General features: G+C 49.9%; 14 protein-coding genes. 4 read left to right on the top strand and 10 right to left on the bottom strand.

Going from position 1 to position 14,390, the window contains the following annotated elements:
- Positions 1-37: 37 nt before the first annotated feature.
- The gene (locus ACFQZE_RS03165) at positions 38-235 is read right to left on the bottom strand and encodes a hypothetical protein (RefSeq protein WP_379353572.1); all 198 of its coding nucleotides are present in this window, start codon (positions 233-235) and stop codon (positions 38-40) included.
- A 118-nt stretch (positions 236-353) separates the two neighbouring features.
- Between ACFQZE_RS03165 and ACFQZE_RS03160 the strand changes: the two genes are divergently transcribed.
- From ACFQZE_RS03160 to ACFQZE_RS03150, 3 genes are all read left to right on the top strand, one after another.
- Positions 354-1,220: a class I SAM-dependent methyltransferase gene (locus tag ACFQZE_RS03160; protein ID WP_379355479.1), complete on the top strand. Its 867-nt coding sequence runs from the start codon at positions 354-356 to the stop codon at positions 1,218-1,220.
- Positions 1,220-1,927: an RluA family pseudouridine synthase gene (locus tag ACFQZE_RS03155; RefSeq protein WP_379353570.1), complete on the top strand. Its 708-nt coding sequence runs from the start codon at positions 1,220-1,222 to the stop codon at positions 1,925-1,927. Before ACFQZE_RS03160 ends, ACFQZE_RS03155 begins: the two co-directional genes overlap by 1 nt.
- A 79-nt stretch (positions 1,928-2,006) precedes the next feature.
- Entirely contained in the window at positions 2,007-3,251 is a 1,245-nt protein-coding gene (locus ACFQZE_RS03150; protein ID WP_379353568.1) for a CapA family protein, read from the top strand.
- Positions 3,252-3,309: 58 nt separating this feature from the next.
- Here ACFQZE_RS03150 and ACFQZE_RS03145 read toward each other — a convergent pair whose 3' ends face one another.
- Positions 3,310-3,714, bottom strand: coding sequence for a MarR family winged helix-turn-helix transcriptional regulator (locus tag ACFQZE_RS03145; protein ID WP_379355477.1), 405 nt, complete (start codon positions 3,712-3,714; stop codon positions 3,310-3,312).
- A 212-nt stretch (positions 3,715-3,926) separates the two neighbouring features.
- Between ACFQZE_RS03145 and ACFQZE_RS03140 the strand changes: the two genes are divergently transcribed.
- Complete coding sequence (locus tag ACFQZE_RS03140) at positions 3,927-4,094, top strand: hypothetical protein (protein WP_379353566.1); 168 nt, start codon at positions 3,927-3,929, stop codon at positions 4,092-4,094.
- Here ACFQZE_RS03140 and gyrA read toward each other — a convergent pair.
- From gyrA to purT, 8 genes are all read right to left on the bottom strand, one after another.
- Complete coding sequence (gene gyrA / locus ACFQZE_RS03135) at positions 4,075-6,537, bottom strand: DNA gyrase subunit A (RefSeq protein WP_379353564.1); 2,463 nt, start codon at positions 6,535-6,537, stop codon at positions 4,075-4,077. The two genes, ACFQZE_RS03140 and gyrA, sit on opposite strands and share 20 nt — an antisense overlap.
- 12 nt (positions 6,538-6,549) lie before the next feature.
- The gene (parE, locus tag ACFQZE_RS03130; protein WP_379353562.1) at positions 6,550-8,520 is read right to left on the bottom strand and encodes a DNA topoisomerase IV subunit B; all 1,971 of its coding nucleotides are present in this window, start codon (positions 8,518-8,520) and stop codon (positions 6,550-6,552) included.
- A gap of 47 nt (positions 8,521-8,567) precedes the next feature.
- The gene (locus tag ACFQZE_RS03125) at positions 8,568-9,554 is read right to left on the bottom strand and encodes an ABC transporter permease (protein ID WP_379353560.1); all 987 of its coding nucleotides are present in this window, start codon (positions 9,552-9,554) and stop codon (positions 8,568-8,570) included.
- Positions 9,542-10,483: an ABC transporter ATP-binding protein gene (locus ACFQZE_RS03120; RefSeq protein ID WP_379353558.1), complete on the bottom strand. Its 942-nt coding sequence runs from the start codon at positions 10,481-10,483 to the stop codon at positions 9,542-9,544. Before ACFQZE_RS03120 ends, ACFQZE_RS03125 begins: the two co-directional genes overlap by 13 nt.
- 23 nt (positions 10,484-10,506) lie before the next feature.
- The gene (locus ACFQZE_RS03115) at positions 10,507-11,325 is read right to left on the bottom strand and encodes a GDSL-type esterase/lipase family protein (protein ID WP_379353556.1); all 819 of its coding nucleotides are present in this window, start codon (positions 11,323-11,325) and stop codon (positions 10,507-10,509) included.
- Positions 11,326-11,456: 131 nt separating this feature from the next.
- Positions 11,457-12,647 carry a M14 family zinc carboxypeptidase gene (locus ACFQZE_RS03110; protein WP_379353554.1) on the bottom strand — a complete coding sequence of 397 codons (1,191 nt, stop codon included), beginning with the start codon at positions 12,645-12,647 and terminating at the stop codon, positions 11,457-11,459.
- A gap of 165 nt (positions 12,648-12,812) precedes the next feature.
- On the bottom strand, positions 12,813-13,085 hold the full coding sequence (locus ACFQZE_RS03105; protein WP_379353552.1) for a YqkE family protein: 273 nt from the start codon (positions 13,083-13,085) through the stop codon (positions 12,813-12,815).
- 9 nt (positions 13,086-13,094) lie between these two features.
- Positions 13,095-14,279, bottom strand: coding sequence for a formate-dependent phosphoribosylglycinamide formyltransferase (purT, locus tag ACFQZE_RS03100; protein ID WP_379353550.1), 1,185 nt, complete (start codon positions 14,277-14,279; stop codon positions 13,095-13,097).
- Positions 14,280-14,390: the final 111 nt, after the last annotated feature.

The following is a 14,390-nucleotide window of genomic DNA, read 5'->3' as shown; positions in this document are numbered from 1 at the left end:
CCATTCCTTTCCATTTTATCGATAACGATTATCAATGTCAAATGGACGAATCATATTGCTGCAGTTTGTATCGATACCCGCAAAAGGAACAACGAAACACAACGTTGCCCTCCCCTATTTGAAACGTAAAGCGGTCTTCGTCCTCAAACTCAATAAATTCTCTTCCATGCTCATCACGGTCGCCAGTCGCAAATAATGGGGTGCGGTTGCCGCATTCACATTCAATATGCATCATTTAGCATTTTCCCTTCTTTATTATATACAAGTTTCATTGCTTAGTTTTCCTCGCTTCGTTATAATAAGCGATGATATTATTTCATGACAAGACTGATGTCGCAAAAGGAGTTTGAATGATGTATTTGGCAGATAAATGGACCGATTACGAAGTAATAGACACGGGCGAGGGGGATAAGCTTGAACGTTGGGGGGCCTATACATTAAGACGTCCCGATCCACAAATTATTTGGCCTATCACAAGCGAAACAAAAGAATGGAAAAAACCGGATGGCTACTATCATCGCAGTACGTCCGGCGGCGGGCAATGGGAGTTTTCTCCTAACTTGCCAGAGAGATGGACGATCTCCTATGGGGAGCTGTCTTTCCACATTAAACCGACCAATTTCAAGCATACGGGCCTATTTCCGGAGCAAGCGGTCAACTGGAGCTGGATGATGGACAAAATCCGCTCCGCAGGACGTCCTATTCGCGTGCTGAACCTATTTGCTTACTCTGGCGGCGCAACGGTAGCCGCGGCTGCAGCCGGCGCAGAGGTATGCCATGTCGATGCAGCTAAAGGAATGGTCCAATGGGCCAAAGAAAACGCCCAGCTGTCTGGTCTCGAATCGGCGCCTATCCGCTACATTACCGACGATGTGTTCAAATTTGTGCAGCGCGAGCAGCGGCGCGGCCGCCAATACGATGCAATCATTATGGACCCTCCGTCCTATGGACGCGGGCCTAACGGAGAAACTTGGAAGCTGGAAGAAAACTTGTATCCGTTTTTGCAAACCTGCACGACAATACTATCTGACAATCCGCTGTTTATGCTAATCAACTCTTACACAACCGGACTGTCGCCTACCGTTCTCCACAACCTGCTGCATATGGCGATGAAGCCAAAATACGGCGGAAACATTCATTGCGGAGAAATCGGACTGCCGATTACGAAATCGGGGCTTCACCTTCCTTGCGGCATTCTCGGCCGCTGGGAGTCGGAGTAATGTCGATCGACATTTTGTATGAGGACAATCATTTGCTTGCCGTTGTCAAACCGCCCGGCATTCCTTCTCAAGAGGATGAAACCGGCGATGCAGATATGCTGACTTTGTTGAAAGCCGATTTGAAAGAGCGCCATAACAAACCAGGCAATGTGTTTCTTGGATTGGTACATCGGCTGGATCGGCCAGTTGGAGGCGCTATGCTGTTTGCCAAAACGTCGAAAGCCGCCTCCAGGCTGTCTGAGGCGATCCGCAGCCGCAGCTTCGGTAAAACCTATCTCTGCGTTGTACAAGGGGTTCCAGCGAGGCAAAGCGCCCGTTTGACGCACTATATCCGCAAAGATAACAAAAGGAATCAAGTAACGGTGTTTGATCGCCCTACTGACGATGCTAAAGAAGCGATTTTAACGTTTTCGGTTGCGGCTGCAATGGATCGTTACAGCCTTGTCGCCGTTCAGCTTCATACAGGAAGGCCGCATCAAATTCGGGCACAGATGGCTCATATCGGACATCCGCTTGTTGCGGATTTAAAATATGGCGCTGCCAAGCTAACCGGAATTTCGGATATCGCTTTATGGTCGACATCTGTATCCCTTTCTCACCCTGTTTCGAAAGAGACTCTCGTTTTCCGCTCTGTTCCAGGAGGCGCAGCCCCGTGGACTTGGTGGCCAGCCGATGACCTTGAGGCAGCTTCGAAACATTTTACCTAATGCACTCTGTCAGGCAAGGCGGTTAGATTAAGCTTCCTAATTGCTTGCCTGACAGACTACGAGAGGACGAACGGCCGCTATGCGACGCAAAAAAACATGGATTACCGCCTTTACTGTGCTAAGTCTGCTTACTGTCGGACTGGCTTATTTGTGGATTCAGCCTCTTTTCGGCGGGGAATCCGGCGGCAATGGGCAAAGCTCAACGGGACTCGGAGCAAAAAACAGCTCAACCGAAACGGCCATCGCTTCAGCAACGCCAACGCCGGAGCCGACTCCGGCTGAGCCGGTTTATACGGAAGCGGTTTGGATTGGCGTTGGCGATATTATGAGCCATTCCCCCCAGCTACCGGGCGCATACGATGCCCAAACAAAAACGTACAATTTTAAGCCGTATTTTGAACATGTAAAGCCAGTACTCTCTGGCGGCGACTGGATAATGGCCAATTTGGAGACGCCAATCGCAGGCCCCGACTTTGGCTATACCGGCTACCCTACCTTCAATGCTCCGATTGAGCTTGCGGAAGCGCTGAAAGACGCCGGTTTCAATCTTCTCTCCACAGCAAACAATCATTCGCTTGATAAAAGAGAACAAGGGCTGCTCAAAACACTCGATCATTTAAAAGGACTGGGGCTTCAAGCCGTTGGCACAGCGGCCTCTCAGGAAGAAGCGGCTAAACCCGTCATTGTGGAAAAAAACGGGATTAAAATGGGATTTCTCGCTTACACTTACGGGACAAACGGCATTCCTATTCCCGAGGGAAAACCTTATTTAGTCAATATGATAGACGAAGTCAAAATAATAGCCGATATCCAGACATTAAAACAATCCGGTGCCGATCTCGTATCTGTCTCGCTTCATTTTGGTAACGAATATCAGACAGAGCCAAGCGAAGAGCAAAAAAAGCTGGCCAGATCGCTCGTCGCAGCCGGAGCGGACATTATTGCCGGCTCACATCCCCATGTCGTTCAGCCTTACGAGGTCATCGAAACGACGGATGCGAACGGAGAGGTTAAACGGTCATTGATCATTTATTCAATGGGCAATTTTATTTCAAATCAACGTGGCGACTCCAAAGATTACGGCGTTATTTTTAAAGTGGGCATCCGCAAAAACAGCACCGCGGGAACGGCAACGGTGACCGAGGTGGAAGCGATCCCGACTTGGGTTCACCGTTACAAGCCGGATCGCTCATTCCGCTACCGGATATTGCCGATCAAAGAAACGCTCGCCGCCAAAAATGATAAATTGCTGAAGGCGGGCGACTACGAAACGATGCAAAACGATTACGACATGCTTGTCACGCGACTGGATTCTATGAAATAGAACTCTAGCAGCAAGAAACGGCCGCCGTCTCTGTAAGAGACGTGCGGCCGTTTCACATTTAAGCGTTAGCTACCTTGCCCAGCAAATATACAAGAAGCTGTTGATTGTGGGAAGAAATGCGGTCTAGCGATTGCTCGATCAATTGACTGCGAATCGTTCTGCCTCTCTCCGTTTCCGATTTCCCCTTATCCGAAACGGTAATCCACACAATTCTTCGGTCCTGATCGTCTCTTGTTCGGGCGATCAGCTCGTTTCGCTCCATCCGATCCAGCAGCGTCGTAATTGCAGCTGGCGTCGTTGATAAATGCTGAATGAGATCAGAGGGCTTCATCGTCTGGGATTCCAGCAGCAATTCTAGCACATTCAGTTGTCCTTCTGTTAATGGAGCAAGCGATTGCTCCAAGTTCATCTTCCACTCGCGCGACAGCTTTGTCCACAATCGAGTAAAATCTTCAGAAATCAAACCCTCCACCCGCTTCCTATCCAATTTCGCTACTATATGAATATTATAACAATTGCTAATGTCGAATAAAAGATTAACGGAATTAATAGTTTGCGCGATTAATCGCTATTATCCTGAACCGTTTGACAGCAATAGACATATAATGAGGCGTCAGCCCATACTATGCGCTTGATGAATGTTGCCGTCGCCAATGACTGAAGGAGAGTGATCCCATGGACGTGAAAAAAGCGGAAACCATTAAACGTATCCGAATGTATGGCATATTAAAAGACCCGCAATGGCTTGATCGCCCGGATGAGCTCGTGCCATTGTGGGTCATGCTGGATGCTTTGATTGAGCTAATTGAACGTTTTGATCCGCCTAATCAGCCTTTTGATTGAGGTCTGGGACGCTGCGAATAAAAGAAGCGATGATCGATTCATTTTTTTCGACGGAAAAAAGTCCTTTGCCTACCGATTTGCGCTCGTCGATTGGAGCTTTTTCGGAGTCGCAAACCAGTTTGGAGCCGCCCGATGTGAGCGCCACGATCTCGATCGGCTTTCGGCAGTAATAAGCCGCAACAAGCCGTTCCCCGTTGGAGCGCACACGCTTTCCTTCTTTGAACTCAAACGTTTGTACGCCGCGCCCGCCGCGCCCTTGAATCGGATAGTCAAGCAGGAGCGAACGTTTCGCATAGCCGATTTCCGAGATGACGAGCACTTCCCCTTCGTCATCGGCCACCCATAAGGCCGCTACCAACTCATCGTCGTCCTTCAATTGCATGCCTCTTACGCCGGCGGCCACTCTTCCCATTGCATTCACTTCGGATTCCGTAAAACGAATGCTCATTCCGTTTTTGGAGACAAGCAAAATATGTTTGAACCCGTCGCTTACCGTGACATTGATGACTTCGTCTCCATCCGCCACTTTGCAAGCCGCAACGGCAGTCGAACGCGTGGTGGCGTATTCCTTCAGCTCAGTCCGTTTGACTTGTCCCCGCCTCGTTACAAACACAAGCGACAAGCCCGACTCCTGCAAATCTTTGATCGGAATGACGCTTACGATGGCATCGTCCTTTGGCAGAGGGACAATATTGACAATAGCCGTTCCCGTATCTTTCCACTTGAACTCCGGAATTTGATGGACAGGCAGCAAATAATATTGTCCTTTTTTAGTGAAGAGCAGCAAGTTGTCAATGGTATTGACCTGTAGCAGCTCGCGGACAATATCTCCTTCTTTTACGCCGGCGCTTTCCACCTCGCCTCCCGAACGGGTAAACGAAAGCATGCTCGTCCGCTTAACGTAACCGTCTTGGCTGAGTGTAACCAGAACATCCTCCGGAGTAACAAGCACCTCCAGATTGACCTTCAGTTCCTCAACTTCGCCTTGAATATCGGATCTGCGATCAATTCCGTATTGATCGCGAATTTCCGTCATTTCATCTTTAATGACGCCGATCAGCTTCTTTTCGCTTTCTAGAATGGAGCGCAAGTAGGCAATCCGCTTTTGCGTTTCTTTCCATTCTTTCTCCAGCGACGTAATTTCCAAATTCGTAAGCCGGTAAAGCTGCAAAGTAAGAATAGCGTCCGCTTGACGCTCCGTAAACGCAAATTTGGCCATTAAATTGTTTTGGGCATCGCCACGATTTTTGGAAGCTTTGATCGCTGCAATGACGTCGTCCAAAATGTTTAGCGCCTTCACTAGACCCTCTACAACATGAGCCCGGTCTTCGGCTTTTTCCAGCTCATATTTCGTCCGGTGGGTCACCACTTCTTTTTGGTGATCGATATATGCGGCAAGCATTGGAATCAGTCCAAGCTGCTGCGGCGCCTTGTTGACGATAGCGACCATATTAAAGTTATAGGTCACTTGCAAATCCGTCTTTTTCAACAAGTAAGCCAAAATACCGTTTGCATCGGCATCCTTTTTGAGCTCGATGACGATTCTGAGGCCCGCGCGACCGCTCTCGTCCCGCACTTCCGCAATGCCTTCTACTTTTTTCTCAAGACGAATCGTCTCCATCGCCGTCACTAGTCTCGATTTCACTACTTGGTACGGAATTTCCGTAATGACGATTTGCTGTTTGCCGCCGCGCATATCCTCGATAGACGTTTTGGAGCGGATATGAATGCGGCCTTTGCCCGTTGAATAAGCTTCGCGAATCCCTTCTTCGCCCATGATGAGACCGCCCGTCGGGAAATCCGGTCCTTTTACAATCGTCATCAACTCTTCCAGCGGCATGTCGGGCTTCGCCATATAGGCGATACAGGCGTCCACCACTTCGCGCAAATTATGCGGCGGTATTTCTGTCGCAAATCCGGACGAAATGCCGCTGACGCCATTTACGAGCAAATTAGGATACCGTGAAGGCAGCACAACCGGCTCTTTTGTCGTATTGTCAAAGTTGTCTTTGAATTGAACCGTCCGCTTCTCGATATCTCTTAGAAGCTCCATCGCAATTTTGGACAACCGCGCTTCGGTATACCGCATTGCAGCAGCCGGGTCATCGTCCTGAGAGCCCCAGTTGCCATGGCCATCAACGAGCGGATGCCCCATTTTCCAAGGCTGTGCCATCCTCACCATACCTTCGTAAATCGACGAGTCTCCATGGGGATGGTAGTTGCCCATCACGTCGCCCACCGTTTTGGCCGACTTTCGGTACGGCTTGTCCGGCGTATTTCCGGCATCGTACATAGCATACAAAATGCGGCGCTGCACCGGTTTCAGTCCGTCGCGGACATCGGGGATCGCACGGTCTTGAATAATATATTTTGAATAGCGTCCGAAGCGGTCTCCAACGACCTCCTCCAGAAACGCCGGCAGAAATTGCTCCAGCATACTCATGTTTGCTCCCCCCTATTCCTCGTATTCCGTAAAGTCCACATTTTCGATAATCCAGCGCTTGCGGGGATCCACCTTATCTCCCATAAGAGTGGATACACGGCGCTCCGCTTTGGCGGCATCCTCGATCTGAACTTGCAGCAGCGTACGGGATTCCGGGTTCATCGTCGTATCCCACAGCTGATCCGGGTTCATTTCGCCAAGTCCCTTATAGCGTTGAAGCTCGTAGCCTTTTCCGTATTCCTTCAAATAATTTTGCAGCTGCTCGTCCGTCCAAGCGTACCGCATCGTTTCCAGCTTGCCCGATTTTCTCGTAATTTTATATAGAGGAGGCTGAGCGATATAAATCCGTCCGCTGTCGATAAGCGGCTTCATATACCGATAGAAAAACGTCAGCAGCAGCACTTGGATATGCGCGCCGTCCGTATCCGCATCCGTCATAATAATAATTTTGTTGTAATTGCTTTCTTCCGCTTCAAACTCGGAGCCTACTCCGGCGCCAATCGCGGAAATAATGGCCTTGTATTCGTCGTTTTTCAAAATGTCGACGAGCTTGGCCTTCTCCGGATTCATCGGCTTCCCTTTAAGCGGCAAAATCGCCTGATGCTTGGAGTCGCGGCCTTGCTTGGCCGAACCGCCTGCGGAGTCGCCCTCTACAATAAACAGCTCGTTGCGGGCATAATCCTTCGACTGGGCGGGCGTCAGCTTGCCGCCAAGATTGGAGCTTTCGCTTTTTTTCTTGCCGCTGCGAATTTCTTCCCGCGCTTTGCGCGCCGCTTCGCGTGCTCTGGACGCTTGAATCGCCTTTTTGAGCAGCGTTTGCGCCACTTGCGGGTTTTCCTCCAGAAACACTTGCATTTTTTCCGTCACTACGGCATCAACCGCACTGCGGGCGGATGCGCTTCCGAGCTGGTCTTTCGTTTGGCCGACAAATTCCACTTCGGACATTTTGATGTTGATAACCGACATCATGCCTTCGCGAAGATCGTTGCCCTCCAAATTTTTGTCCTTTTCCTTCAGCAATGCCGTTTTGCGCGCGTAATCGTTCATGACCCGAGTATAGGCCGTTTTGAAGCCCGTCTCATGCGTGCCGCCGCCTCGCGTCGGAATGGAATTGACAAAAGAAGCTATCGTTTCCGTATAGCCGTCATTGTACTGCAACGCGACTTCCACTTCGATATCGTCCCGTTCTCCGGCAAAATGGATGACGTCATGCAGCACCGATTTGTCTTCATTCAAATATTGCACAAATTGGCTGGCTCCGCCCTCGTAATGAAACACATCCGCTTTGCCGCTACGATCGTCTTTAATCGTCACTTTCAAGCCTGAATTCAGAAAGGCGATTTCTTGCAGCCGCTCCGCCAGCGTATCGTAGTTGAACGAAGTTCCGTTTTGGAAAACGCGGCCGTCCGGCTTAAACGTTACTTTCGTTCCGGTCCGGTTCGTATTGCCTGTAATCTCAAGTCCGGTTACAGGTTCGCCGACATGCTCTTTGCCGGCATTGTCGACCCAATATTCGAATCTCATTTTATGTATTTTGCCGTCGCGGAAAATTTCCACTTCGAGCCACTCGGACAGCGCGTTCGTAACGGAAGCGCCAACGCCGTGCAAACCGCCGGACTTCTTATAGCCGCCGCCGCCAAATTTTCCGCCCGCATGAAGTATCGTATAAACGACCTGCGGCGTAGGAATACCCGTTTTGTGCATGCCGGTTGGTATGCCGCGACCGTTGTCATGAACGGTGATGGAGCCGTTTTTGTGCAGCGTCACTTCGATAGCGGAACAAAATTTTGCCAAATGCTCGTCCACTGCGTTATCGACGATTTCCCATACCAAATGATGCAGTCCCGAGGTGCTTGTGCTGCCAATGTACATGCCCGGCCGTTTGCGAACGGCGGTCAGTCCCTCTAGCACTTGTATGTCATCGGCCTCGTAATTCCGGTCCCCGGCCGCTGTACTTGTGAATAGATCTATATGCTCAGCCATGAGCTTCCCCCAATCCAAAATCGTACTTCTCGTATCTTCAAGCTATTTTAATTCAAGATATCCCCTTTCGTAAAGACGCGGAATGAAACGCCAACCCCCACAATTCCCCACATCGCAAGCACCGCAAGGGAAAACGGAAGCGTCATTCCTTCTATTGGAGGCGGCGCTCCTTCCAAAAAACCGGTCAGTTTCAAATTGACGGAAAATAAATATTTGGCGCTTGTCCATGAGGACGACATTGACGATAATATCGTACCCGCTATAATAGCCGCCATCATCGTAACCATGCTTGCCGCCGTGCTTCGGATCAGCACGCTGACCATTAACCCAAGCGTCGCCACCGTCATGGCGGAAAACCAGCAAAGACCCGCTTGCATAAGCAAAAACCGCCATTGCGGCATCGCATAGACACCCGTACTGTCTATCGTCGATCCTGTAATTTTAAATCCGCCGAGAACGGGTGCGCTCCATTCCCCATATCCAAAAACAAAGCCGGATATAAGGTAACACAATATGATCGTAACCGCAATGGTCAAGGAGACATATAACGCTAAAGCGCAAAGCTTGCTCAGCAATATTTTCCACCGCTTGACCGGCCTTGTGAGCAGCATTTTGATCGTTCCGGCCGTTCGCTCGCCGGAGACAATATCGGAGCCGATAGCCAGCACCAGCATAGGAAAAAGCAAGGAAGTCGCATTTCCGAGAAAATGCCGCGTAAATTGAACTCCGCTCGGCGCATGCGGGTTCACGTCATGATCCAAATAATATTGAAGCTGTTTAACCGCAATACGTCTGCTTCGCTTCCATTCCTCCGGAATTCTATCACTTGCCAGAGTGTTTTCCAAATCCGCAATTTGCTGCAACGTCTGATTTCGCCAATCGGAAAAATGTTCGGCGTTATTTCTAGCCAGCTTCAGCTCCGCATAGGTAAAGACAGGAATAAGGACAAATAAAATAAGAACAATGACTAAAAAACGCCGCTTCAGCCACAATTTCATTGTTTCATTTTGAATAAGCGCTCCTAATTTGCCCAAGTGCTTTCCCCCTCCGTAAGCGCAAGAAACAGATCCTCAAGCGTTGGCTCCGATCTGCAAACGGACAATACCTGGATGCCGCCCCGTACAAGCCGTTCAACCACGTTCGGAATATGCTCATCCGCCATAACAGCAGCTATGATCCCCTCTAAAGCCCCGTTGCCGGGCACTTGCTCTTCTACCCGTATCATGGGATCAGAGCGCAGCATGTCTCTGCCCGCTTCCAACGGCGCAAGACGCCAATGGACATAGCTTCTCGCATGATGGATCAATTGCTCCACATGTCCTTCCGCCACTATTTTGCCGCCGTCAATAATGACAACCCGGTCGCAAAGCCACTGAATTTCACTGAGCAAATGGCTTGAAACGAGCAGACTCAGTCCATCGTCCGCCAGCTTCCGCACGAAAGCCCGCAGCTCTTTGATTCCTTTTGGGTCAAGCCCATTGGTTGGCTCATCCAAAATGAGGAGTTTGGGCCGACCAAGCAAAGCTTGTGCGATGCCGAGCCGCTGCCGCATTCCGAGCGAATACGTCTTGACTTTGTCATGAATTCGATCGTCGAGCTGAACGATGCTTGCAACTTCTTTCAGCCGGTTATGCCCGATTCCGTCCAGCATTCTAGCAAAATGCTCTAGATTTTGCCATCCCGTCATGTAGCTGTACATTTCCGGATTTTCCACGATACACCCGACATGCCGCAAAGCTTGCTCCGGCCGCTTCGCAACGGAATAACCGCAAATGTTTACCTCGCCGGAGGAAGGCTTAATAAGATCGACCAGCATTCGGATCGTCGTTGTTTTCCCAGCGCCGTTCGGGCCGAGAAATCCGACGATTTCTCCCTCTTGAATACGAAAATTGATGTTTTCTACAATCATTTTTCCGCGTATGCTTTTGCTTAGGTCACTAACGTTCAAAACCGTCTCATTCATGAAAATCGATCCTCCATTCCATGCTATTTCAAAGATTCCAGCATCCGGGAAGCTATCCGTTCGTACCCCACATCGCCGGGATGAAAATGATCCGAAGACAAATAATCGCCGATTTTGCCCTCAAATAAATCAAAGGTAGGCACCATTAACATGTTCGGGTAAGCATGAAGCGTCTCATAAGCTTCCTTGTTCCAAACTTGTATCTTTAAGCTAATGTCCCTTAACCCTTCGATATCGTAAAAAGGGTTGTACAATCCCATATAAACAATCGTCGCCGCAGGATTGAGCTCATGCAACAGCCGAACCACTCCTCGAAACCGGTCCAGTGCAACATCCATATCTACCGTCAGCTCTTCAACGCTTACCGCCTTTAGCTCGCGCTTCCCCATTTTCGCTCGTGCAGACATAAACAAGTCGTTGCCGCCTATCGTGAACACAATCAGATTTGCTTCCTCGACCGCCATACGGTAACCGTTATCCTTCGCCAACCTTTCGCTGAGCTCGCTTGCCCGCATGCCTCCAACTGCCAGATTGTTCAATACTTTTGCGGGCTTGTCCGCTCTTTTGTTCAGCCCCTCCGCAAGTCTCGTTACGTAACCTTTGCCACTTGAATCCCCCGTTCCTTTTGTCAATGAATCGCCTAAAGCGACAATGCGGATTTCATTCGCCTCTTCAAGCGGAGTCGCTTTAGTCGTTGACGGTGGAGATTTAACCGTTTCGCCACTCGCGGTTGAACTGGGCAGCCACATCTCTTTTACCACTAGTCCAAAGCCGGCAATAAGCGTTAAGGAAGCCAAAAGCGAGGCCGCAGCGAGCAAAGGCCATATCGACCGCTGTTTCATAGAGATATCGCTCCTCTTGGGAATGTGGTCGTTATTAAGCAAGTGTCAGTTGTTACCATGGTTTGCATTTCCGTCTTCGCTTATGCCCAAAACGAAAAAAAAGAGAGCGCTCAGCGCTCCCCCTCCTTGGCTTATTTAGATATAGCTGTCAAAATGATGCTTAATGCCGCTTCATACATGTCATTCAATTGGCCGAGCGGAAGCGGATTAACGCCGAGACCAAACTCTACCGTAAAGCCGGGGCGTCTCCAATTCTGAATAAACCAATCTTTGTATCCCGCCGTGCTATCGACATAGCGTACCGCCCGGTAGCCGCTTGCGTTCGATAGCTCATTGGCCAGATTCTCCGATTCCGGAGGCTCCAACCCTTCAAATCCCCAAAAAATAACTTCGCCTTGCGTATGAAAGGCAAGCACCCGCAAAAAGCTGCTTTCTCGCGTAAGCTTTGCAAGCGCCTGAACTTCAGGTTCCGTTAAGGGCGCCGATCCGGAATAATCTCGCGGAGACGGCTCCTGAGGTCCATTAACCGCATCCCTTTCCCATAAAGCCGGAAATTGCTTGTTCAAGTCGACCCCGCGAATGTTCGCTTTCCATCCGTTAAAATCGGTGCTCCCGTCATTGATATCCAGTACATTTTGCCGATAAGGCTCTTCCCTAGGGAGACCCTCTGCCACAAGCTCGACACCGTCCGGGTTCAGCATAGGCACAATCGATAAAACCGCATCAAAATAAAGCGGATAGGAGGGCTCGCCTTTTAAATCAAGGCTATTCGTTAAAGCGAGGGCATATTCATTCATAAAGCGGACGAGCAGCGGCGCGGTTATCCATTCATTGGCGTGGATCGCAGCATTAAAATGGACGATTCCGGGGCCGCGGCCAATCCGGATTTCAGGAATGGCTTTGCCCATCACCGAATTTCCGATCGACCGCCTTTGCAAAAAAGGATAGATGCCGAGCAAACGCTCCAAATCCTCCTGCAAAGCTTTATAACCGTATATACGGTCCGTTTGGACAACGAGCGTCTCGATTCGCTGCGGTACGCGGATATTGGCTCCGATTTGCAAGGAATGGAGCTGCAAGCCCGGATTGCTTCGAATCAAAAGATCCGGGGATATTCCGTTTGCTTTGGCAATTCTCCAAACGCTGTCGCCCGCTTTGACCGTATAATCCGCCCATACATATCCGGGAATTTGCATCTGTTGCCCTACGGTCAAAGTGTTCGCATTAATGCCCGGATTGGAGTCCGCAATTAATGGAAAAGGAACCCCGAAGAGAATACTGTAGCCCCAAAGAGTATCGCCGGGGCGAACTGTAATTTGCATTCTGCATTCGCCTCCTTCCTATTTCCTGCCGAGAGGGGGAATCATCGCAGCCAATCCGCTTTCATATTTCGATCAAACAAATGATATCGTGTTAATGATATGGCCTTTCCTTGCAATTCATGTTAAAAAAGAAAGGCATCCCGTTAACGGATGCCCCATCGTTGTTTATTTGTATTTGCTCCAATTTGAATCGCTGTTGTCGAGCAAATAGGAAAAGTCGTTTTCCTTTTGCTTCTGCTCCAGCTTTTTCGCTTCATCCGCTTGTTTCTTCTGAAGCTCCTTCTTATCGTTTTCCTCAGCCTTAAGCTGCTCGGCCTGTGCTTTGAGCTTGCTTAATATATCCGCGCCTAGACGCTCTTTCAGCGTTGCACCTTGTTCAACAGCTTCTGTCTGCTGCTGAGGCCTTTTGGGAGCGCCGCCCTTTGATTTTTTTGCCATGTTTTGCACCTACTCGTTGTCATATTCAATATAAAGCGATTCTGCGGCCGTTCTTGCAAGCGCTCTGGCGGATTCCGCGTCGGCCGCGGAGCTAAGCGCCACAGCCATCCGTCTGCCTGGCTTGGTCTCGGGCTTGCCGAACACGCGAACCGCTGTATTCGGAACGGACAAAGCTTGTTCTAATCCGCCAATACGGAAAGATTGCGAATTGCGGTCGGCTTTTAGTGTATGCGATGCGCCCGGAGTTAGCAAACGAATGCCCGGAATCGGAAAGCCTAGTATCGCTCTTATATGAAGAGCGAATTCCGACAAGTCCTGAGTCGCCATCGTCACCATCCCTGTATCATGAGGTCTTGGCGAAACTTCGCTGAACAATACGCCTTCCGGCGTAATAAACAGCTCTACGCCATAAATGCCGAAACCGCCCAGTTCGTCCGTTATTTGCAGAGCAATCGCTTCCGCTTGCCTAATTTGCTCCTCTGTCATCTCATGCGGCTGCCAAGACTCAATATAATCTCCATCCTTCTGAACGTGACCGATTGGAGCACAGAAACTTGTGCCGGAAACGGAACGAACCGTTAGCAGCGTAATTTCCGATTCAAAAGTAACAAAGCCTTCCACAATAATACGCTGCTTTTTGGCGCGGCCGCCTTCCATCGCGTAATTCCAACAACCCTCAAGCTCCGACTCGGAACGGCAGACGCTTTGCCCTTTGCCTGAGGAGCTCATAATCGGTTTAATGACGCATGGATAGCCCAGTTGTTCCGCCGCTTCCTTAAGCTCTTGGAAAGAGTCAGCAAACTGGTAAGGCGCGGTCGGAAGTCCAAGCGTCTCAGCCGCTAAACGTCGAATGCCTTCCCGGTCCATCGTCAGACGCGCCGCCCTTGCGGTCGGAATGACATTATAACCTTCCGCCTCTAGCTCCAGCAGCGTTTCGGTCGCAATCGCCTCGATTTCCGGCACGATATAATCCGGGCGCTCCCGTTCAATAATGCCACGAATAGCAGCTCCGTCCAACATATCTACTGTATAGCTGCGATGCGCCACTTGCATTGCCGGCGCTTGATCGTAACGGTCAACGGCAATGGTTTCTACGCCGAGACGTTGCGCCTCCACTATCACTTCTTTTCCGAGTTCTCCGGAACCTAATAAAAGCACTTTGCGAGCATGAGCAGTAAGCGGTGATCCATACATAAAAATAAGAACCTCCTGGAACGTCTGCCGACCTGAAGCAATCGACAAACCTTTTTTATTTCCATTGTGGAGGTTCCCTTCGCAAAAATCAATATATTTTCGGATCACGAC

Source organism: Paenibacillus sp. GCM10027627 (assembly GCF_042675505.1).
GTDB lineage: Bacteria > Bacillota > Bacilli > Paenibacillales > Paenibacillaceae > Pristimantibacillus.
Note: the sequence above shows the minus strand (reverse complement) of the source record. Positions and strands in the feature narration are given on the sequence as shown.

What these genes read in the sequence shown, in the direction of transcription:
- ACFQZE_RS03165 (WP_379353572.1), bottom strand. Translation starts at nt 235, where the DNA reads ATGATGCATATTGAATGTGAATGCGGCAACCGCACCCCATTATTTGCG.
- ACFQZE_RS03160 (WP_379355479.1), top strand. Translation starts at nt 354, where the DNA reads ATGTATTTGGCAGATAAATGGACCGATTACGAAGTAATAGACACGGGC.
- parE (WP_379353562.1), bottom strand. Translation starts at nt 8,520, where the DNA reads ATGGCTGAGCATATAGATCTATTCACAAGTACAGCGGCCGGGGACCGG.
- ACFQZE_RS03140 (WP_379353566.1), top strand. Translation starts at nt 3,927, where the DNA reads ATGGACGTGAAAAAAGCGGAAACCATTAAACGTATCCGAATGTATGGC.
- ACFQZE_RS03150 (WP_379353568.1), top strand. Translation starts at nt 2,007, where the DNA reads ATGCGACGCAAAAAAACATGGATTACCGCCTTTACTGTGCTAAGTCTG.
- gyrA (WP_379353564.1), bottom strand. Translation starts at nt 6,537, where the DNA reads ATGAGTATGCTGGAGCAATTTCTGCCGGCGTTTCTGGAGGAGGTCGTT.
- purT (WP_379353550.1), bottom strand. Translation starts at nt 14,279, where the DNA reads ATGTATGGATCACCGCTTACTGCTCATGCTCGCAAAGTGCTTTTATTA.
- ACFQZE_RS03155 (WP_379353570.1), top strand. Translation starts at nt 1,220, where the DNA reads ATGTCGATCGACATTTTGTATGAGGACAATCATTTGCTTGCCGTTGTC.
- ACFQZE_RS03105 (WP_379353552.1), bottom strand. Translation starts at nt 13,085, where the DNA reads ATGGCAAAAAAATCAAAGGGCGGCGCTCCCAAAAGGCCTCAGCAGCAG.
- ACFQZE_RS03110 (WP_379353554.1), bottom strand. Translation starts at nt 12,647, where the DNA reads ATGCAAATTACAGTTCGCCCCGGCGATACTCTTTGGGGCTACAGTATT.
- ACFQZE_RS03115 (WP_379353556.1), bottom strand. Translation starts at nt 11,325, where the DNA reads ATGAAACAGCGGTCGATATGGCCTTTGCTCGCTGCGGCCTCGCTTTTG.
- ACFQZE_RS03120 (WP_379353558.1), bottom strand. Translation starts at nt 10,483, where the DNA reads ATGAATGAGACGGTTTTGAACGTTAGTGACCTAAGCAAAAGCATACGC.